The sequence below is a fragment of the Rhizobium sullae genome (genome assembly GCF_900169785.1).
In the GTDB taxonomy this organism is placed as follows: Bacteria; Pseudomonadota; Alphaproteobacteria; order Rhizobiales; family Rhizobiaceae; genus Rhizobium; species Rhizobium sullae.
The window spans coordinates 1-18,090 of record NZ_FWER01000067.1; the positions used below are offsets into that span (position 1 = coordinate 1).

Sequence of the window (18,090 nt, forward strand, 5' to 3'; positions counted from 1 at the left end):
AGGCGTGCGTTCGCCATCTCGAGGATTCCACCGATGTATTGGGGGCTCCGCTTGTCCAGGAACAGTGCGGTTGAAGGCGTATTGCCGTATTTGCCGGTTTCACCGGCGCCGTCCCTCTGCAGCAATCCGAGCGCGACAAGGGTGTCGAGAAAATCATACGTTCCGCGCGCATGCAGCCCCATGGCGCTTTGCAGTTCGAGTCCCGTTTTGGGGCCGTCCGCAAGCAGCGAGAAGAGCCCCAGTTCCACGGCGCTCAACAGTGTCTTGGCTGGCCAGAACCCAAAGCCAATTTGCAGGATGTGGTCTGGAGAAATTCCGTTTTGCATATGAGCCTCCCCGATGGGCGAATGCACCCGTGGGAGCCACCCCGATGCGTCCCGTTATCATTCAATGTTAAACCAATCCGCGGAAATTCACCAGCCGGGGCGCATCGAACGGGCTATCGGCAAAATCAAGCGTCACACGGCCCGGAGTATTATTTACACGCTCCAGAAGGGGATCCGCCTTCCGGTTCCGCATGTGCCGCCCGCCTTGATTTGACCGTTCAGCCACCCTCACCTGACAGCTCCCAGCGGGTCACTCTGCCCTTTCGCCCGCCTCGCCGCCTGAACTCCGCCGGATCGACCGCCACTTCCCTCAGCACCATCACGCCGTAGCGCGTCGCTGCCATCAAATCGTCGCGCAGTTTCACCATCTGGCCCTCCTTGCGGTGTAGAGCCGGAACTCCTCGAACCAGGGCACAAGCGTCGAGAACACCTTGAAGCGGCTGGATCGCACGCGATCCAGCATCTCCGTCAGCCCGGCCTCGACCGACACCGAGCCCTCGGCGAACTGCGCATGGCGGGCCAGCATGTTCACCCCGTGCGCGGCATACCGGAATGTGGTGACCAGACGTCTCAAAGAACGCTATCTGCGCGCGGATCCGGATTTCTACCCCCCGGATGAATGGAGCCACGCAGGCTATAATTACGCTCGGATCTTTAGGGTGTCCGACGTCGCGGATGGCACGGCCGAGGACATTACAGCGCTGCTCGATCCGAATCGCTGCGCCGCCAGCACAATAACGGCGGCGCGTCCTTCTTCTCCAGCATAAGTTGGATCATCCCGCGTCGTGTAACTTTACAGCACGATGACTTTCGCGCCGATTTTTACCCGCTCATAGAGATGGATTACATCTTCATTCGTCATGCGAAAACACCCCGAGGAAGACGACTGCCCGACGCTCTGCGGTTCGTTCGAGCCGTGGATGCGGTAAAGCGTATCTCCCAGATAGATGGCGCGCGCGCCTAACGGATTGTCGGCGCCTCCTGCCATATAGGCAGGAAGGTCCCGTCGCCTTGCGCGCATGTCCGCAGGCGGACGCCAATCCGGCCACGGGCGCTTGGCGCTCACCACCTCGGTTGCGCGCCAGCCGTAGCCTTCACGTCCAACACCGACACTGTAGCGCAGCGCCCTTCCACCGGCTTCTATGTAGTAAAGGGCGTAATTGCGGGTTTCGATGATGATCGTACCGGGCGCTTCCCGGGTCTGATAGTCCACCGCGTGCCGTCGCACGAACGTCCCGGCATGTGGATAAGGCCCCTCTTCCCGGGTTCGCCGTGGCGGGTAAGCCGGCGGTGACATGAGAAAGCCGATATAGCCGCTGTCGATCCAGACCCTGTTGTTTTTCTTGTCCAACAATGGCGGCGAGACCGGGTCTGCTGCCGCGTGGCTGATCGCCGTCGACAAAAGAACAGTGAAAAGCAGCCCGCCCATGCCGCGCCTAGTCAGTGCTTTCAGTTCCGACATATGAGGTCTCCATCGACGTTGCGACGTTCAAATCAAACCATTTGCCACCAAAGTATTCGCCACCTGCTGGAAGACACGGTCCGGAACAGGCGCTCCCACCGGCGTCTTGCCAAGCTCGGCGGCGAGTTCCGCATCAGTCACTAATGGGATCCCTTGACCTCTGGCCTGCTCTCTCATCGAGGCCACCGCTTTACCGGCGGCACGACAAACGATGATCGGCACAGGCGTTTCGCCCCGAACGTAGCGGATCCCGACTATTGCCGATTGCTCTCCAATCAGCAGCACTGCATTGGCAAGACCGGTCCTGCTCGTGCCAAGCAAGTGCGCGAGCTTGCGGCGCTCCCGCCGTATCAGCGGATCGCCTTCCGTGTCCTTGTGTTCGCGTTTCGCCTCCGACTTGGTCATCCGCATTTCGCGCATGAACAGCCAGCGTTGCAGAAAGACATCGAAGGTGCCCATGACGATAAAGGCCGCGATTGCGATGAAGGCGGTGGTTTTCAGCATCGACAGGGAGGTCGCGTGCAGGCAGGCAAAACCACATGCGGGCGCCTGAAACAGCGCCTTCAGGCCCGCATAGAAAACAACTGAAAACGCCACGGAAAGCGCCAGAATCTTGAACAGTGCCTTGCCGAACTCGACAACGCTCTTGAGTGAGGTCAGGCGCTTTACGCCCGCCGCCGGATTGATGCGGCTGAAATCCGGCTCGACGGGCTTTGCCGAGAAGACGAAGCCCTTGGTGATCGCGACGTTCGTCGCAAGGATCGCTGCGACCGTTATCCCGAGGATCGGCAGCACCGTTGCCCAAAGCGCACCGGCGGCAATCGTGCTCAGCCGATACCAGACGTCCGCGAAGGGGCGGTCGTAGATATGCGACGCCTCGTCCAGAAGCATGTTGATCTTCACTTGCAGATGCGGCGCGGCATAGAAGAGAAAGAGCGTCGAGAACAGGATCATGATGCCCGAGACCATGTCGGGGCTGTGGAGCACCTGGCCTTTCTTGCGCGCGTCCAGGATCTTCTTTTCGGAAGCCGGAAGCGATTTTTCTTCGCTTGGCTCGCTCATGTGATGCCGCCATCCTTGGATGACGCAAGCAGGCCGATTTCCTGGGCGCGCTTGGCCGTATCGGAAATCGACCGCAACTTTGCCGCTTTCGCCAGGATCGCGCTCTTCTGCTTCTCCGTCATGTCGGGCACGCCGACGGATCGTGCTTTTTCCGTCTCCCCGGCCATGGTCAGGACGATCAGATAGTTGACGAAATGCCGCCTTTCGGCGAGCGGCGACGCAACCACGCTGCTCATATGCGTTACCGCCTGCGGCAGGTCGTTCGCAAGCGCCTCGGCAAGGGCGAGGTTCGTCGTTGTGTCGAGATTCGCTGGCTGCAGCGAAAGCGCTTTCGAAAAGGCTTCCTCCGCCGCGGCCCCGCTACCGCTGAAGACGAGCGCCGTTCCGAGCCGGTTATAGGCGATGACGGAGTTCAGTGCCTCGGCGGCCGGCGCCAGAGTTCGCGCAGCCGATGCCGCCTCGCCTTTGCGCAATTGGGCGGTGCCGAGCCCGAGCAGTGCCCCAGGATCCTGGGGGCTCACCTGCAGAGCGGCGCGAAAGTCTTTTTCCGCCCCTTCGGCATCGCCTGCCCTCAGGCGTGCATTCGCAAGCCGAACGCGCAGCGATACGTCGTCAGGAGCGTTCGCGGCGGCGCGCTCGTAAAGCGCAAGCGCCGTTGCGCTTTCCCCCTTAGCCTCGATGCTGTGGGCGATGTTCAACAGTTTCGCCTGCTCGCTCGAAGGCTTGTCCCTCTCCTTCTCGGCTGACGTCGTCGTGCATGAGGAAAGTGCCTGAAGCGCAAGGAGTACGGCAACACCCTTCCTTAGCGCGCCGAATTTCAGAAAGGAACGCGCTCTCATTCTTCACCTGTATTGTTGTTCGCCGTGTTGCGGCGTCTGCGGCCCTCTTCGCTGTAACCGTCGAGGTAGTTCTTCGCGGCGCGCGCCACCGGAGCAGCCATGGCAGGACCCATTTCACGGCCCCGGATGAGATGTCCCTGATCCTCTGCCATGAACTGCAGATTGAGATTGTTGGCGCATCCCGGCGGCAGGTAGAGCGGCTGATCGGCGGTATCGGGGGTGATACAGGCGTCGGGAACCAGCGTCCGGCTTTCCGCCTCCTCGTAACCCTTGCGAACAAGCCCGCCTTTTTCCGGCGCGCGGTGCGTCGAAACATAGCTGTAGTTGGGAGAGTAGGGTTGCGGATGGGAACCGTTGCAGCCCGCAAGGGCAAACAGCATGCCCGCGGCCAGCATCACGCGGGCCTTTGCCGCACCATCGCCCGACAAACGATCACTCCACATAAAAACCGTATCCGTTGTTGTTGACCGCGGGCTTCGCCTTCTTGCGCGGCGCCGTAATGGCGCCTGCAGGACTATCGAGCGGCGTTTTCATCTTTCGTTCGGAGGTCGGCGACACGAGGAAAGGGGTAATCAGGATGACGAGTTCCGTTTCATTGCGCTGAAACCGCTTCGACTTGAACAGTTCGCCAAGGATCGGGACGTCGCCGACGACCGGTGTTTTGTTGAGCGTCTGCGATTCCTGCCGTTGAAACAGGCCGGCGATCGCAAACGTCTGGCCGCTGCCGACCTCGACGGTCGTGTCTGCACGGCGAATGCGCAGCGACGGCACGACCAGGCCGCCGATCGAAACGACGCTGTCCTGCGAAACGCTGCTGACTTCTGGACGCACCTGCAGCGCGATGCGGTTGTTCGGCAGAAGCGTCGGCGTAAACTGGAGTGAGACACCGAACTGCTTGTATTCAATACCGATCTGGTCGTTGCCGACCGGCACTGGCACCGGTATCTCGCCGCCTGCGAGAAAGCTGGCGCTCTGGCCGGTGACGGCGGTGATGTTCGGTTCGGCAAGGATCGTCAATATGCCATTCGCCTGTAGCGCATCGAGCAGCACGTTGACGTTGACGTGCTCGCCCCTTGCGCCGATCGCAATCCCCGTGTCGTCCTCGTTGCTGGCGCCGCCGGTCCGGATGATGCCGAAGGAGAACGATCCACTGTTGACGAAGGCGCTCCAATCGATGCCGTAGCGCGTCAATTCGTTGCGGGCGACTTCAGCGAAGCGGACGCGAATATTGACCTGGTTCGTGCCGGCGATCGTCGTATTGTTGAGCGCCGGATTGTCCGGGGTCGAATAGCTCTGCAGGACATTTTCCATGTCCATCGCTTCACCGACATTGCGGGTCTGGCCAGTGCCGACATACTGGCCGCCGAACAGGCTTATATCGACTCTGGTGGTGGGTTGCAGCGCCCGCGCCGACTTGTTGGCGGCTCGCGGGTTGCCGCTGACGCGAACCTGCACTGTACCGCGCGTGCTCTGGTCGGCGCTGAGCGCAGTGAGATCGGTGTCGCCGATCTTCGTCGCATAGATATAGACCACGCCCGGCGAGACGACGCGCACATCTGCGATCGCCGTATCGGCGAGGAAGACCGACTCGACCGGTTCGTCGAAGCGCAGGATCTGGCCCTCCCCGACGGCGAGCTCAAGAACCTGGCCGTTTTTCGCATCGACCTTCACCTGCGCCTTCGCCGATGGCGCAAAAAAGCCGAACGCAAGCGTGACCACCAGGATGAATGAAAGTAAATCTCCTGCCGCAATCGTGCGGAGGCTTCGCAGGCTCAGCATTCCATTTCCTATTCGTTCCCCTCACTGGCGCGCCCGCGCGCGTATGTTGTCTTCTATGATGTGCCCCCGGAGAATTCATGCGCGGCCGCTTTCGAGCTCCGCCACTCCGGCGACCGGGAGCGCGATATAGCCAATGCACTGGACGCTGAACTCAGGGGAGATTTCCTGGTAGGAAAGAACCGCCACATTGACGTCGTAGCGCGTCAGAAGGTTCCGGATGTGCCGCCGGACGTCCATCGACGTCAGGATGGCGATGCGACACCGGAGATCCGCTTTCTCCTGCCGCTTCTTCAATTCTTCCAGGATCGGCGCCGCCAGCCGGTCCGGAATGGCGCCCGCCGGCCCCATATTCTTTTCGATGGCCGCTCTCACCTCGTCTTCGAACGGCCGCGTCAGCAGGTAGGCCGAAACGATCCTGTTGTCGTCGGCAAGGCGGAAGCAGATCTGCCGGCCGAGGCTTGCCCGCACGCTGTCGGTCAAGGCCTGCACACCCTGGATTTGCGCGCCGCGCTCGGCAATCGCCTGAAGAATGATGCGCATGTTGGTGATCGGAACGTCTTCTTCGATCAGCCTGCGCAAGACGTCGGCAAGCTTCTGCACCGAAACTGCCTCTAGAACCTCTCGGATCAGGTCGCCGTAGGGCTCCTCCAGGCGGCCAAGGAGCGCGCGCACTTCCTGTGCGTCGACGAACTCCGGCGCATAGCGGCGCAGGACACGCTCCAGAAGCGTCATCACGACATCGGCCGGCTCGCAATAGCCGACGCCGGCAGCGTCAAGTGCTGCCGCATGGGATTGTTCGACCCAGACGAGCTTCAGCCCCAGGAGGTCCGATTGCCTCACATAAGGGACCAACATGATGTCGAGATCGACGGTTTCGTCCCACACCATGACATGGCCAGGCAAGAGCGCGGCTTCGACGACCGGAACGCCCTCGAAATCGATGCGAAACTCAGCCGGCGCCTGCCGTGGATCCGCCACCAGGCCGATCGCCGGGACGCGAATACCGAGGTCGTCGAGGATCGCTGCCGCGGGCGCCTCTGTCCGCTCGGCGAAGACCGGCGGCGGAAGAGCCCCGGCAAGATCTTCTCCAAGCGATACAGTGATCCTGTGCGCGACCCCGACGAAGTTGCCGGGACCGCCGGGCAAACTGCCGGCTATATGCTCGACGACGGGGCTGCCGGAAGCGAGCGGTTGGGACGCTTCGCGTCGGATCGATGCCATTCCTGCCGCATCGGCGGCGGCAGGCCGCCGGCGCGCGGTGTGGGCAAGAAGGCCGGCCACGGCAGCGAGGGTCCAGAAGACAATCAGCGGAAAGCCTGGAACCAGGCCGAAGGCGAAGAGGATGGCTGCTGCCAGCGCCAGCGCGCGGTCGCTCGCACCGAGTTGCCCGAGGATTTCGGAACTCAAGTCCTGCGGGCGCCCACCGGACGGCACGCGCGTTACCACCGCTCCGGCCGCCACCGCCATCATTAGCGCAGGTATCTGTGAGATCAGGCCGTCGCCGACGGTCAACAGCGAATAGGTATGGGCAGCGTCGCCGACGGTCATGCCGCGTCGCAGAGATCCAATCGTAAGCCCGCCGATGAGATTGATCGAGATGATGATCAGGCCCGCGACGGCGTCTCCTTTGACAAACTTCATGGCACCGTCCATGGCGCCGTAGAACTGGCTCTCGCGCTCGAGCTCTTCGCGCCTTCGACGCGCTTCCTGCTGGTCGATTTCGCCGCTGCGGGCCTCATTGTCGATGCTCATCTGCTTGCCCGGCATGGCGTCGAGGGCAAAGCGCGCGCCCACCTCGGCGACACGCTCGGCGCCCTTGGTGATCACGACGAACTGAGCGACGGTGATGATCAGGAAGACGATGAGACCGACGAGCACATCGCCGCCGACAACGAAGTCCCCGAAGGCCGAAACGATCTGCCCGGCGTCCGCCTGTGTCAGGATCAGTCGGGTCGTCGTGATCGAAAGCGCGAGGCGAAAAAGGGTTCCGAGCAGAATGATCGATGGCAGGGACGAGAACTGGACGGGGCTCGACACATAGAGCGCGCCGACAAGGATAAGGAGGCTGTAGAAGAAGTTAAATCCGATCAACGCGTCGACCAGAAAGGTCGGCATCGGAATGATCATCATCGTGATCGCAAGCATCACCAGTGCCGCAACGACGATATCCGACCGGCGGGAGGCGGCCCTGGCGAACTGGTTGACCGCGGCGATTGCGCTCATTTCGCCACCTTCGCCTGAAGATAGGCCTTGAAGGCGTCGCGAGCCTGGTCTTCCTGCCCACGCAGCCAATGCGCCCTACTCCTCAGGCGGGCAAGATCCGGATCGGCTTCCTTTGAGATTTCTCCGATGCGATCGATAGAGGCGATCGCACGCGTTCCAGCGTCCGTCTCGACGAATGCATCGGCCAGCGAATGCAATATCGAGACGTTTTCCGGTGCCATTCGTGCTGCGAGAAGCAGGAAGACGAGGCCGCGCTCATGGTGTCCGGCGCGACAGTAGAGCAGGCCGAGCGCATGAAGAAATTCGAGGCTGTCCGCGCGTTGCTGCGTCAACTGCTTTGCGCCTGCATGAGACGGTGCTGAAGATCGCGTCGGCTTTCGATTTCGTCCTTCAGCATGGACGCCGTAAGCTTGGCGACATCCTCGTCGAGGTCGAGGCCGGGCAACACTTCCTGGACGATATAGGCAAGGATCTCCTGGGACCGCGACAGGTCGAACAGGGAAGCGTTCGAGAGCCTCGCCCGCTCTGCTGCCGCACTGGCGCGCGCGCCGCGCGCCTCAGCCTTCTGCCTGGCCTGGCGGACCGATTGCAGAATCCTGGCGTCGAAGGCCTGATGCTGCGCTTCCACGGCCGCATCCGGGCGCACAGAAACCGCGCTTGACTGGGCGCGGCGATTGTCGTGTCGGCGGACCTCCAAACTCATTCTTCTGTTCCTCTCATCGCGCAGTCAGAAGCGAAGGACGAATTCTTCGCCTTGCCGCGCCACCTTCAGGCTGCCGTCGCGAATGTCCTTTATGTACCAGCCGTCATCGAGCGCGGCACCCTTGTAGAGGCGGGTCCCGTCGGAGCCGATCGCATAAGGCGTTTCGCCAAACCAAATGGCCTGGAGATTAAATTTTGGCGACGTTTTGGCCACGGCCTCGCCGACCATGCTCGTCAAGACGTAGTTGGTGCCATAGGACCGGTCGAACCAAGTCTGGACATCGCTCCACGACTTGCGCCCCTCCTCGTCGAGCGCACCGGAAACGGCAAACCGCGTCCCGTCCGCTTTTACCTGAAGATCGCTCAAGCCCGCCGCGGCGAGCTTTGCCGCAAGCGCCGAAGACACCTGATCGGCCGAGGGCATGGAGGCGCTCACGGTTCCGGCCGTTACCGTCGTTTCGTCAAAGCTTGCCATCGGCAGCCCGTCGCCGACGTCTGCAATCCCTGCCTGGACAGCAGCAATCGTGAGAAGCGAGAAAGCCGCCACGCCCCCGATCATCCAGGTTGTGCGCTTCGACTTGTCCGTTTTTCTCGGCGCTGCCTGCGCCGGCCGGCAAAGGCGAAGGCGCGCGCTGCCAAGCGAAATCGTCACGGGGGTTTTGACGTGAAGGCCGTGGCCAACGGGCACGCTTGTATCCTGCACCATCACGTCGGCGCCGGTTGCCTCGATCATCACCTCGGAACCCGCAAACTGCAGACGCATATGATGCGCGCTCACGTCGCGGTCACTGAGCATGAGATCGCAGTCCGGGGCTGAACCGATCAAGTAGGAGCCGTTTTCCAAAGGCACGGAGACGCCACTGTGTACGCCGTTGAGGACATCGAGTGTCAAATCGGCAGCAGCATTCATCAAGACCAGATTGGATGCCATGAACTCTCACCTCGCTCGCCGTATACCAAAGATACCGACGCCACGCTGAAAGCACGGCGCCGTCCAAGCCAAGTCTTTGCAATGGAGATGAGAGGGGCGACGCAAGTCGCCCCTCGGCTTGTGCTTAGCCGTTCGGACGCTGCTTCGCGGCGTCGAGGGCGACCTTCTTTTCGGTCGTGACTTTGGTAATCTCGGCAGACTTCTCGATCGCCTTGTCGAAGGCTTCCGTCATCGTCTTGATTGAATTGTCCGAGGTTTGCGTACCGCTTACACCGGAAACTGCCATTGTCTTCTCCTTGATAATTCAGTCCGGCCGGGAGCAAGGCTCCAGCGCCGGTGTACAGTTCTCATCGAGTCGACCGCCCTGCATAGGGCACAGCAATGGTTAAAGTTGAAGCTCGGAATTGACAATTTCCAAGCGCATCACATAATCTTTCAATGCGTAATATGTCGTGATTTCAAACGATTGAAGCGGACGTTTCAATGTCATGGAACTGTTACGCATTGAAGAAACACAGTTATTTTTCAGGGTGTTTCAGTTTTCGCTTGTTTAGCAAGTAACATTGCTTTGAATTTTGTCCAACTGCGAGTTGCGCATTCCCGGCTGCTGTAATAGCTTTTGGGCCGCTCGACGCGAACAATCGGAACGTTTGACATGAAGAACGTCATGGTTGCGGGGAAGCTCTTTATGTTAGCTACGGCTATATTGGCATCCACATATCCGGCCCTTGCAGCTATGCCGCGCTGGTACAGCAGCAAATACAGCTACGTTTTAATCAGCCAGGATGTTCGTGACGCACTGAAGGAGTTCGGGCGCAACCTTTCGATTCCGGTGATCCTGTCGGATCGCATCCGTGGCCAGGTACGTGGCGAGGTTCGCGCCGAAACGGCGGGCGGGTTCCTCGACAAGGTGACGCAGGCCAACGGGTTGATCTGGTATTTCGACGGCTCGGTTCTGCACGTCAATGCCAGTGACGAGTTCGCGACACAGATCATCAATATCGGCAGGGCAAACGGCCAGTCGGTCATAAACGAGATCAAGCGGTTAGACCTCATGGACGAGCGCTTCTCGGTTCTCGCGACCGCCAACGCCCCGGCTATTCGTGTCTCAGGTCCGCCTGCCTTCATCGCCATGGTGAAGCAGGTCGTTTCATCCGTCCAGCCGCCCCCCATGACCCAGGTGGACGATCCCCGCGTGCGGATCTTCCGCGGCGGCCAGCACAACGAGGTTGCGGACGATCTGGCCGGCAAAGGCCGCAAGACGGCTGCCAATTCCAGCACAAGCGACACCTCAGCAGGAGAGCAAAAATGACCGGATCGGTAGCCGCGACAGCGCAGACGCCCACCCAGACGCAAAATGTGGACCCCTCGCAGGCACAATTCGAGGAAGCCTTGCAGCAAGCCGTTGCAAGCGGCGGTAGCCAGTTGATCGGGCAGGAAATGATGAAGATCGCCCAGGAAGTGCTGAACGAAGCCATGTCCGACGAGGAATAATCCCCCTTTTTGCCAGCAGGAGACGCAACCATGACGGTTGTCCCGCCAGTTGAGAATGCAACGCTTGCAATGTCCCCTGCGCCGCAGGATCCGGCCTCGACCGCGTCGCAAGGCCTGTTCGAGCATTCGGCGCTGAACGCTCAAACCCTGCCGCACGGCGCAAGCCCGGCCGATCTTGGCCGGACGATCGTCGACAACCTGAAAGGTTTCGTCGAGCGCGCCGGAAAATTCGCAAGCAACACCGAGCTTTTCGCCCCGTTGGACCAATCTCCGGCATCGCAGTCGTTTGCGCCGGATGCGGCCGGCGCTCAAACAAGCGTGACGCGGACACCGGACAGCGAAGCGGGACGGCTGGTCGAGGCGCTGGGGAGGATCTTCGATCATGCGATCGAAACGCAGATGGTCGTTCGCGGCCCGACGCAATTCACAAGCGCAACGATGACCCTCGTCAAAGGTCAATGAATATCTCCTGGCGCTCCTCATCGATTGCGCGCGGACTGCTGCTCGCGCTTATCGTCCTGACGCTGCAGGCTTGCAGCGTCGATCTCTACACCAACCTTGACGAACGCGAGGCGAACGAGATGGTCGCAACCTTGCTCTCGAAAGGCATAGCGGCGAGCCGGGTAGTGCAGAAGGACGGCAAGCTGACAGTGACGGTCGACGAGGATCAGTTCTCGCAAGCCGTCACCGCGCTCAACATGGCCGGGCTGCCCAAGGCGAAATTCGCGACGCTCGGCACCGTGTTCAAGCAGGAAGGCCTCGTCGCCTCCCCCGTGCAGGAACGCGCACAGATGATCTACGCGTTGAGTGAGGAGCTTTCCCGGACTGTTTCCGAGATCGACGGGGTGCTCTCGGCGCGCGTCCACGTCGTGCTCCCGGACAACGACCCGCTGCAGCGCAATGCCATACCGGCCTCCGCCTCTGTCTTCATCCGCCACGAAAAAGATCTCGACGTCAATCCGCTGATCCCGCGGATCAAGACGCTGGTCGCCAACAGCATATCCGGCCTCACCTACGAAAAAGTCTCGGTCGTGCCCGTCGCGAGCGAGCGGGCGAGCGAGCCCGTCACCGGTGCGGAACTCACATCGTTCCTGGGGATCTGGATGCTGCCGGCGAGTGTGGCCAGGGCCAAGCTTATCTTCGGCTGTCTTGCCGGTGCCCTGTTTGCCGCGATCGCCGGCCTCGGATATCTGGCATGGCGCAAGCAAAGCAGCCGGCGGAAAGTCTATCCGCTGCAGCCCTACGGTCCGGCAAAGTGACGGATCGCTCATCGGCAAACGGTGCGGCAGCCGCCGAATTGGAGAATGTCTGGGCGGCCTTCCGCACCGCCCCGGCGCGCCTTGTCCATCACCGCCATATCGTTCAAGCCTATGACGAGGCGATATCGATCGAGGCCGCCGTCAGGCTGCAGCAATCCGATCGGGTCCAGCGCCCGCTTATGCGGCTGCTGATGGACAAATTCGACCTTCCGGATGCCGGCTTTTGCCCTTGCCCCGAACCGGACGATCTAAAACTCCTGGCGTTGCCGCCGGAAGCTGTCGCGCAACATAGCTACCTGGCCGGGGCCGTGTTCTGGGCCCATGCGCTTGCCGGCGAAATCCGCAGCCGCGAAGTCGCCTTGATCAAAGAGCGCGTCGGAGACCGCGCTTTCCGGGTGGCCGTCGATAACCGCGACCTTGCCGCCGGTCATGAGATTGCCGGCGGCCTCGACGCCTTGATGCAGGCGATTGAAGTCGACGGCCGCAGGTGCTGGGCGAGCTGGCAGGCCTCGCTGCCCGCTGCCCTGGGGGCATGGCTTCGACTGAGAGGTGAGACTGGCGGCGACGATGCTCCGTTCACCGAGCCGGGAGACGCCACCACGGGCGCTGCGATCGTCAGGCGTCTGTTGCGGCACGAAACTGCACGGGACGATCACACCGGCGCCACCGTCAAGGAGGGGCGATGAACGAGATCCCCACAAGCCCGGCCAAGAAGATCCTCAAGCAGGCCGAAGGCGATCATTGGCTTGAAGGCTACGCATTCCTGGAGGCGGCGAAGGTCAAGGCAGATCAACAGCTTGCGCACGTTCGCGACGTCGTCGAGACGAGCAGAAGAAAGGGCTACGAGGCCGGCAGGCTGGAGGGAGAACGGCAGGCAGCGGCCCTGCTCATGAAGACCACCGCCGACGTCAATGCCTATCTGGCCGGCCTCGACCGGCAGATTGCCGAACTCGGCCTGGCGATCGCCGAAAAATTGCTCGGCCGTTTCGACCAAGCGGAGCTGGTCGCCAATCTGGCGCAGCAGGCGCTGCAATCGTTTCAGCATGAGCGCGAGGTAACGATCACCGTCTCCCCCGCATTGGCCGACCGGGTCGCCGAACTCGTTGAGCGCCACAATGGCAATGGCGCGCTCAAGATCGCCGTGCTTGCCGATCCGCGGCTCGACGGCAACAAATGCGTTCTCGCCAGCGCAGTAGCCGTCGTTGATGCCGGCCTCGATACACAATTGTCGGTAATCCGCGAAGCCTTGCTCGGCGTCCAGCCCGGCCGATCGGAACCTGCCGCATGAACGAGCATGTGCTGTCAGATCCGGGTGCGCTCATCGAGCGCCTGCGCCAGCGGGCGCTCACGAGCGAGACGCGACCCGTTCGCGGCCGGATCCGCAGGATTACCGGCATCATCGTCCATGCGACCGCGCCGATGGTCAGGATCGGCGAACTTTGCCACCTCAGGGATCCTGTTTCCGGTGTGACCGTGCCGGCGGAGGTGGTGGGCTTCGAAGACGAGGAGGCCATCCTGACGCCGATCGGCGATCTTCAGGGCATGTCCACGCGCGCGGAGGTGATCGCAACTGGCAAGACCCTGCAGATCCCGGTTTGCGACGACCTCCTCGGCCGCGTGCTCAATCCCTTGGGAGAGCTCCTCGACTTTGCCGATGATCGTGCCATTCCGGTCGTCACCGACACCTACTATCCGACCCACCGGCCACCGCCCAATGCGCTCCAGCGCGACCTGATCACCGAGCCGCTGCAACTTGGGATCCGTGCGATCGACGGGCTGCTGACGGTTGCCCGCGGGCAACGCGTCGGCGTTTTCGGCGAGCCTGGCGTCGGCAAGTCCTCGCTCCTTTCCACCATCGTCCGCGGTACGAAGGCGGATGTCGTCGTCATCGGGCTGATCGGCGAGCGCGGGCGCGAAGTGCGGGAGTTCATCGAGAGACAGCTCGGCGAAGAGGGCCGCAAGCGCTCGGTGGTCGTGGTCGCAACATCCGATCGTCCGGCAATCGAGCGGGTGAAAGCGGCCTACGGTGCGACGGCCATCGCCGAATATTTTCGCGACCAGGGTCAAGACGTCCTTCTGCTGATGGACAGCGTCACCCGTTTCGCCCGGGCGCAACGGGAAATTGGCCTGGCGGCGGGCGAACCGCCGACGCGGCGAGGTTATCCGCCCTCGCTCTTTGCCGCGCTGCCGCGCCTGTTGGAGCGCGCCGGCCCCGGACAGGGCGGCTCGATCACAGCCCTCTATACCGTGCTGACCGAGGGTGACGGCACGCTCGATCCGGTTGCCGAAGAGACAAAAGCCATTCTCGATGGTCACATCATGCTGGGCTCCAGCCTGGCCGAGCGCAACTTCTTCCCAGCCATCGACATCCTGAAGAGCCGCAGCCGCCTGATGGAAAGCGTCGCAGGCAAGGCGCACCGCGATCACGCCGCCCATATCCGCACGCTGCTTGCCCGTTACGAGCAGATCGAACTCCTGCTCCGGGTCGGCGAATACGAGCACGGCGTCGATCCGTTGTCGGATGAAGCAATCGAAAAGCACGGCGCCATCGAAGCCTTTCTGCAGCAGGAGAGCGGCGATTTTTCTTCCCTGGAAGAAACCCAGGAGCAGTTGAAAAGGATCGCATCGTGACCCGGAAGGTCGATTTGCGACAACTCGTCGAGTTGCGGGCGCTTAGAATGCGGCGGGCGCAAGAAAAGGCGCAGCGTCAGCTAGGCCGCCACCAGCAGGCCGCCCGGGGCGCTGAGGCGGCAAGGGACGAAAGCCTTTCCCATGAGGATGAGCGCAGACGGGAAGAAGACGTTCTCTACGCCCATCTCGCTCAAGGCACCGCCGGTCACCGCGACCTCCAAAGTTACCGCGGCGCGCTCTCCGCCATGGACCACCGCGCCCGCCAGCTCGAGGAGCAGGTTCACGCCGCCGAGATGCGCGAAAGGCAGGAGGCAAAGCAAAAGCAGGAGCTTGCGGCCGAGTACCGGCGCAAACAGAAACTGCATGATCGCCTCCTATTCCTTGCCGAGGAAAGCCGGCGCGAGGAAGCAAGGCGTGCCGACGTCGTCAGCGAGATGGAGGACGAGGACATCACCCACCCGAAGAGCAAGAAGCGGGGAAGGTGACAGGATGAGCATCTCAACGCAGACGCGCGCCGGCGCCCAGGAAGTTCGTACCCTTGCCGAGGACCCGTCCTGCCTGCCAGAGGTCGCGGCCGCCCATGTCGACGCACTCAACATGCTGGCAAGGATCCGCATGGCTTTTCGGCTCTCGCTGGCGACGGCAACCATCGTCATTCGGCCCGAGGACAGCACGCGATCGCTGACGGAACCGGTCGAGCTTGCGTTCTTCATCGGCGCGTCGGCCGGCCGCTTCATGATTCCTGCAGCCGCGCTCGACGAGCTTGCGCCGGGCCTTGGGGTTCGCGGAAGAATAGCGGCCCTTTCCCCTCTGCAGCGCAACATCCTCATCGAAGAGGCTCTCGCCTCCCATCTTGCAGAACTGGAAGACCGTATCGGGGAACCGGTCCGGACCGGCCCGCCGGATGCTGCGGGCGAATGTCCCATCAAGCTTTGCTGGACGATCGATTGCGGCAGCTTGCCCCACCATGCGGAACTGCACTTGAGTGCTGCGGCGGCGCTCAAGATCGGCAAGGCCCTTGGTGGGCGTGCGAGCGGCCTGGGCGCATTGACGGCAAACCTGGTCCAGCCCATCCAGCTATGCGCCGGCATCCAGCACCTGACCACCGGCGAATACGAAAGTCTTGGCGTCGGCGATATCGTCATGTGCGAGCAGTCCAATGGCGAAGAACCCTTCGCCCTTATCGGCAACCACCTGATCGCCTCGCTGCGCCGGGGCGATTCCGGCCTCGTATTTACGTCTACGTGGCGAGATCTAAGAGCAAGTTGGGAACATTCCGCCATGTCAAAAAAGGATACGCCTCCGTCCGACCAGCTCGAAACGCTGGCAGACCTTCCAGTCCAGCTGGTATTCGAGATCGGCCGCGCCGAGTTCCCGCTGAAGGAAATCGCCAGGATGGGCGAAGGGACGGTTCTTCACACAAGCCCGAGCCTTTCTACCCCCGTCAACATCATGGCGAACGGGCGGCTCGTCGGAAAGGGCGAACTGATCAGGATCGGCGAAGGCCTTGGCGTGCGCGTGGTGCGGCTTTCGACAGATGAGTGAGACGACGACCAATCTCATCCCGATCATTATCATCGTCTCGACGATCGGGCTCATTCCGCTCGCGGTGGTGACGATGACCGGGTTCCTGAAAATCTCGATCGTTCTTTTCCTCATTCGCAATGCGCTCGGTATCCAACAATCGCCGCCCAATCTCGTGCTCTACGGCGTTGCGCTGATCCTCACGGTCTATGTCACGACGCCGCTGGTCGGAGAGATGTACCGCACATTGTCAAGCGAGCGGGTCGACGTGCAATCGACGGACAGCATAATGCGGGCGGCGGAGTCCCTGCGCGCACCGCTGCAATCGCATCTTGAACGCTACACGGATGAGAACGAACGTCAGTTCTTCATGCAGGCGACCGAGCGCATCTGGTCGGAGGAAGCCAGAGCCTCGGTGAAGACCGACAGCCTTCTGATCCTCGTCCCGGCCTTCGTCAGTTCGGAGCTGACGCGCGCCTTCGAGATCGGCTTTCTGCTCTATCTGCCGTTTCTCGTCATCGACCTCATCGTTTCAACCGTGCTGATGGCGATGGGGATGATGATGGTCTCCCCTACCCTTATTTCCATTCCGTTGAAGATATTCCTCTTCGTCGCGGTCAACGGCTGGTCGCGGCTGATGCACGGCCTGATCCTGAGTTACGGATAGCGCCGATGGATCAAACCGCCTTCCTCGCCCAAATGCAAAAAGCCATGTTGACCGTGCTGATCGCCTCGGCCCCGGCGCTCGCAATCGCGATCGTCATCGGCGTCAGTGTCGGCCTCATCCAGGCGCTGACCCAGATCCAGGACCAGACGCTGCCGCAAGCCGTCAAGCTCGTCGCCGTCATGCTGCTACTCGTGATTCTCGGTCCGGTGCTTGCCGTCCAGGTCGCCAATTTCGCCAGCAACACGCTCGACATCTTTCCGGCCTTGACGCGGTAGGTGGGCGCGTGGATTTTCTCACCGCCACATCAGCGCTGTTCGATACCATCTATCCGATACTTGCGGGCACAGCCATTGCGATGGCGCGCGCGCTCGGCATGATCGTCGTCACCCCTGCCTTCGTGCGGCTCGGCCTTACAGGGCTGATCCGGTCGGGCGTGGCGATCGCCATAGCCCTGCCGCTGATACCAAGCTTCACGGCAACGCTCGCGGAAGGGCAGGGCCTCTCGACCTTGATGGTGACCGGTCTTATCCTGAAGGAAATCATCATCGGTGTCATCCTGGGCGTCGTGCTCGGCATCCCCTTCTGGGCCGCCGAGGTCGCTGGCGATCTCGTCGACCTGCAGCGAGGCTCGACATCGGCGCAGCTCGTCGATCCGCTGCAGGCGACGGAAACCAGCATCGCCGGAACCTTTTTCGTCCTGGCTCTAGTCGCCCTGTTCTTCAAGTCCGGCGGCTTTTCCCTGCTCGCCGACACCTTCTACAGAAGCTACGAAATATGGCCCGTGACCAACTTCTCGCCGACGCTGGGCTCCGGAGCGGCCATGGCCGTGCTCGCAATCCTCGACCGGATCATGCAGACCGGCGTTCTTTTGATCGCACCGATCGTGCTCGCCCTACTGATCGCGGACCTCATGCTCGCCTACTTGTCGCGCATGTCGCCGCAATTGCACGTGTTTGATCTTTCCCTGGCGGTCAAGAACCTGATCTTCGCTGTGCTGATCGTCCTCTACCTCAACTATCTCCTGCAATACATGGTTGCAGAGCTCGCCATCCTGAAAGAGGCTCCAGCGATGCTGCGCAGCCTCCTTGGAACGGCGCCTCAATAAAGGTCTCCGCCCGCGGCGCAAGAAATCCGGCCCTTGTCATCAAACCATTAAGCAGGCCCGCCATAGTGGCCTCGCGCGCTCGCGCG

25 protein-coding genes are annotated in these 18,090 nt (G+C 61.7%); 12 read left to right on the forward strand and 13 right to left on the reverse strand.

What is annotated here, in order from left to right; all coding sequences use genetic code 11:
* From BN1800_RS34545 to BN1800_RS41760, 13 genes are all read right to left on the reverse strand, one after another.
* Nucleotides 1-326: methyltransferase family protein (locus BN1800_RS34545; RefSeq protein WP_280173986.1), on the reverse strand; the 326-nt coding region annotated here is incomplete at its 3' end.
* 218 nt (nucleotides 327-544) lie between these two features.
* Entirely contained in the window at nucleotides 545-694 is a 150-nt protein-coding gene (locus tag BN1800_RS43070; RefSeq protein ID WP_244564759.1) for a hypothetical protein, read from the reverse strand.
* On the reverse strand, nucleotides 688-900 hold the full coding sequence (locus BN1800_RS43075) for a hypothetical protein (protein WP_244564760.1): 213 nt from the start codon (nucleotides 898-900) through the stop codon (nucleotides 688-690). The genes BN1800_RS43070 and BN1800_RS43075 overlap by 7 nt, the downstream gene beginning before the upstream one ends.
* A gap of 219 nt (nucleotides 901-1,119) precedes the next feature.
* On the reverse strand, nucleotides 1,120-1,788 hold the full coding sequence (locus tag BN1800_RS34560; RefSeq protein ID WP_087004635.1) for a L,D-transpeptidase: 669 nt from the start codon (nucleotides 1,786-1,788) through the stop codon (nucleotides 1,120-1,122).
* A gap of 27 nt (nucleotides 1,789-1,815) precedes the next feature.
* Nucleotides 1,816-2,850: an EscU/YscU/HrcU family type III secretion system export apparatus switch protein gene (locus BN1800_RS34565; protein ID WP_087004638.1), complete on the reverse strand. Its 1,035-nt coding sequence runs from the start codon at nucleotides 2,848-2,850 to the stop codon at nucleotides 1,816-1,818.
* Nucleotides 2,847-3,689, reverse strand: a complete 843-nt coding sequence (locus tag BN1800_RS34570; protein WP_087004642.1) for a tetratricopeptide repeat protein — start codon at nucleotides 3,687-3,689, stop codon at nucleotides 2,847-2,849. Before BN1800_RS34570 ends, BN1800_RS34565 begins: the two co-directional genes overlap by 4 nt.
* Nucleotides 3,686-4,132, reverse strand: a complete 447-nt coding sequence (locus BN1800_RS34575) for a hypothetical protein (protein ID WP_087004645.1) — start codon at nucleotides 4,130-4,132, stop codon at nucleotides 3,686-3,688. The genes BN1800_RS34570 and BN1800_RS34575 overlap by 4 nt, the downstream gene beginning before the upstream one ends.
* The gene (locus BN1800_RS34580) at nucleotides 4,122-5,468 is read right to left on the reverse strand and encodes a type II and III secretion system protein family protein (protein ID WP_087004648.1); all 1,347 of its coding nucleotides are present in this window, start codon (nucleotides 5,466-5,468) and stop codon (nucleotides 4,122-4,124) included. Before BN1800_RS34580 ends, BN1800_RS34575 begins: the two co-directional genes overlap by 11 nt.
* A 75-nt stretch (nucleotides 5,469-5,543) precedes the next feature.
* Nucleotides 5,544-7,691 (reverse strand): type III secretion system export apparatus subunit SctV, encoded by a 2,148-nt coding sequence (gene sctV / locus BN1800_RS34585; RefSeq protein WP_087004651.1) that lies wholly within the window; start codon nucleotides 7,689-7,691, stop codon nucleotides 5,544-5,546.
* Complete coding sequence (locus BN1800_RS34590) at nucleotides 7,688-8,023, reverse strand: type III secretion protein (protein WP_087004655.1); 336 nt, start codon at nucleotides 8,021-8,023, stop codon at nucleotides 7,688-7,690. Before BN1800_RS34590 ends, sctV begins: the two co-directional genes overlap by 4 nt.
* Complete coding sequence (locus BN1800_RS34595; RefSeq protein ID WP_087004658.1) at nucleotides 8,020-8,394, reverse strand: hypothetical protein; 375 nt, start codon at nucleotides 8,392-8,394, stop codon at nucleotides 8,020-8,022. Before BN1800_RS34595 ends, BN1800_RS34590 begins: the two co-directional genes overlap by 4 nt.
* Nucleotides 8,395-8,418: 24 nt before the next feature.
* Complete coding sequence (locus BN1800_RS34600) at nucleotides 8,419-9,324, reverse strand: SctD/MshK family protein (protein ID WP_087004661.1); 906 nt, start codon at nucleotides 9,322-9,324, stop codon at nucleotides 8,419-8,421.
* Nucleotides 9,325-9,448: 124 nt separating this feature from the next.
* Complete coding sequence (locus tag BN1800_RS41760; protein WP_165614753.1) at nucleotides 9,449-9,610, reverse strand: hypothetical protein; 162 nt, start codon at nucleotides 9,608-9,610, stop codon at nucleotides 9,449-9,451.
* Between the two features lie 369 nt (nucleotides 9,611-9,979).
* On the opposite strand from BN1800_RS41760, the gene BN1800_RS34605 reads away from it, so the two are divergent.
* Genes BN1800_RS34605 through sctT form a run of 12 tightly spaced genes read left to right on the forward strand, consistent with a single transcriptional unit; the run spans nucleotide 9,980 to nucleotide 18,004 of the window.
* Complete coding sequence (locus tag BN1800_RS34605) at nucleotides 9,980-10,636, forward strand: type III secretion protein (RefSeq protein WP_244564761.1); 657 nt, start codon at nucleotides 9,980-9,982, stop codon at nucleotides 10,634-10,636.
* Entirely contained in the window at nucleotides 10,633-10,818 is a 186-nt protein-coding gene (locus tag BN1800_RS34610) for a hypothetical protein (protein ID WP_087004664.1), read from the forward strand. Before BN1800_RS34605 ends, BN1800_RS34610 begins: the two co-directional genes overlap by 4 nt.
* A gap of 30 nt (nucleotides 10,819-10,848) precedes the next feature.
* A complete protein-coding gene (locus BN1800_RS34615; RefSeq protein ID WP_087004667.1) occupies nucleotides 10,849-11,280 on the forward strand; it encodes a hypothetical protein in 432 nt (143 codons plus the stop codon).
* Nucleotides 11,277-12,077, forward strand: a complete 801-nt coding sequence (gene sctJ, locus BN1800_RS34620; RefSeq protein ID WP_087004670.1) for a type III secretion system inner membrane ring lipoprotein SctJ — start codon at nucleotides 11,277-11,279, stop codon at nucleotides 12,075-12,077. Before BN1800_RS34615 ends, sctJ begins: the two co-directional genes overlap by 4 nt.
* On the forward strand, nucleotides 12,074-12,763 hold the full coding sequence (locus BN1800_RS34625; protein WP_087004672.1) for a type III secretion protein: 690 nt from the start codon (nucleotides 12,074-12,076) through the stop codon (nucleotides 12,761-12,763). The genes sctJ and BN1800_RS34625 overlap by 4 nt, the downstream gene beginning before the upstream one ends.
* Complete coding sequence (locus BN1800_RS34630) at nucleotides 12,760-13,365, forward strand: FliH/SctL family protein (protein WP_087004675.1); 606 nt, start codon at nucleotides 12,760-12,762, stop codon at nucleotides 13,363-13,365. Before BN1800_RS34625 ends, BN1800_RS34630 begins: the two co-directional genes overlap by 4 nt.
* Nucleotides 13,362-14,708: a FliI/YscN family ATPase gene (locus tag BN1800_RS34635; protein ID WP_087004678.1), complete on the forward strand. Its 1,347-nt coding sequence runs from the start codon at nucleotides 13,362-13,364 to the stop codon at nucleotides 14,706-14,708. Before BN1800_RS34630 ends, BN1800_RS34635 begins: the two co-directional genes overlap by 4 nt.
* Nucleotides 14,705-15,193: a type III secretion system stalk subunit SctO gene (locus BN1800_RS34640; RefSeq protein ID WP_087004681.1), complete on the forward strand. Its 489-nt coding sequence runs from the start codon at nucleotides 14,705-14,707 to the stop codon at nucleotides 15,191-15,193. The genes BN1800_RS34635 and BN1800_RS34640 overlap by 4 nt, the downstream gene beginning before the upstream one ends.
* Before the next feature lie 4 nt (nucleotides 15,194-15,197).
* Nucleotides 15,198-16,253, forward strand: a complete 1,056-nt coding sequence (locus tag BN1800_RS34645; protein WP_087004684.1) for a FliM/FliN family flagellar motor switch protein — start codon at nucleotides 15,198-15,200, stop codon at nucleotides 16,251-16,253.
* Entirely contained in the window at nucleotides 16,246-16,899 is a 654-nt protein-coding gene (gene sctR, locus BN1800_RS34650) for a type III secretion system export apparatus subunit SctR (RefSeq protein ID WP_087004687.1), read from the forward strand. The genes BN1800_RS34645 and sctR overlap by 8 nt, the downstream gene beginning before the upstream one ends.
* 5 nt (nucleotides 16,900-16,904) lie before the next feature.
* A complete protein-coding gene (locus BN1800_RS34655; protein WP_087004690.1) occupies nucleotides 16,905-17,174 on the forward strand; it encodes an EscS/YscS/HrcS family type III secretion system export apparatus protein in 270 nt (89 codons plus the stop codon).
* An 8-nt stretch (nucleotides 17,175-17,182) separates the two neighbouring features.
* Nucleotides 17,183-18,004: a type III secretion system export apparatus subunit SctT gene (gene sctT, locus BN1800_RS34660; RefSeq protein WP_087004693.1), complete on the forward strand. Its 822-nt coding sequence runs from the start codon at nucleotides 17,183-17,185 to the stop codon at nucleotides 18,002-18,004.
* The last annotated feature ends 86 nt before the right edge of the window (nucleotides 18,005-18,090 follow it).

Bases quoted from the DNA above. Each gene is read 5' to 3' on its own strand.
- BN1800_RS43070 (WP_244564759.1), bottom strand. From the start codon at position 694: ATGGTGAAACTGCGCGACGATTTGATGGCAGCGACGCGCTACGGCGTG.
- BN1800_RS34560 (WP_087004635.1), bottom strand. From the start codon at position 1,788: ATGTCGGAACTGAAAGCACTGACTAGGCGCGGCATGGGCGGGCTGCTT.
- BN1800_RS34565 (WP_087004638.1), bottom strand. From the start codon at position 2,850: ATGAGCGAGCCAAGCGAAGAAAAATCGCTTCCGGCTTCCGAAAAGAAG.
- BN1800_RS34570 (WP_087004642.1), bottom strand. From the start codon at position 3,689: ATGAGAGCGCGTTCCTTTCTGAAATTCGGCGCGCTAAGGAAGGGTGTT.
- BN1800_RS34575 (WP_087004645.1), bottom strand. From the start codon at position 4,132: ATGTGGAGTGATCGTTTGTCGGGCGATGGTGCGGCAAAGGCCCGCGTG.
- BN1800_RS34580 (WP_087004648.1), bottom strand. From the start codon at position 5,468: ATGCTGAGCCTGCGAAGCCTCCGCACGATTGCGGCAGGAGATTTACTT.
- sctV (WP_087004651.1), bottom strand. From the start codon at position 7,691: ATGAGCGCAATCGCCGCGGTCAACCAGTTCGCCAGGGCCGCCTCCCGC.
- BN1800_RS34595 (WP_087004658.1), bottom strand. From the start codon at position 8,394: ATGAGTTTGGAGGTCCGCCGACACGACAATCGCCGCGCCCAGTCAAGC.
- BN1800_RS34600 (WP_087004661.1), bottom strand. From the start codon at position 9,324: ATGGCATCCAATCTGGTCTTGATGAATGCTGCTGCCGATTTGACACTC.
- BN1800_RS41760 (WP_165614753.1), bottom strand. From the start codon at position 9,610: ATGGCAGTTTCCGGTGTAAGCGGTACGCAAACCTCGGACAATTCAATC.
- BN1800_RS34605 (WP_244564761.1), top strand. From the start codon at position 9,980: ATGAAGAACGTCATGGTTGCGGGGAAGCTCTTTATGTTAGCTACGGCT.
- BN1800_RS34610 (WP_087004664.1), top strand. From the start codon at position 10,633: ATGACCGGATCGGTAGCCGCGACAGCGCAGACGCCCACCCAGACGCAA.
- BN1800_RS34615 (WP_087004667.1), top strand. From the start codon at position 10,849: ATGACGGTTGTCCCGCCAGTTGAGAATGCAACGCTTGCAATGTCCCCT.
- sctJ (WP_087004670.1), top strand. From the start codon at position 11,277: ATGAATATCTCCTGGCGCTCCTCATCGATTGCGCGCGGACTGCTGCTC.
- BN1800_RS34630 (WP_087004675.1), top strand. From the start codon at position 12,760: ATGAACGAGATCCCCACAAGCCCGGCCAAGAAGATCCTCAAGCAGGCC.
- BN1800_RS34635 (WP_087004678.1), top strand. From the start codon at position 13,362: ATGAACGAGCATGTGCTGTCAGATCCGGGTGCGCTCATCGAGCGCCTG.
- BN1800_RS34645 (WP_087004684.1), top strand. From the start codon at position 15,198: ATGAGCATCTCAACGCAGACGCGCGCCGGCGCCCAGGAAGTTCGTACC.
- sctR (WP_087004687.1), top strand. From the start codon at position 16,246: ATGAGTGAGACGACGACCAATCTCATCCCGATCATTATCATCGTCTCG.
- BN1800_RS34655 (WP_087004690.1), top strand. From the start codon at position 16,905: ATGGATCAAACCGCCTTCCTCGCCCAAATGCAAAAAGCCATGTTGACC.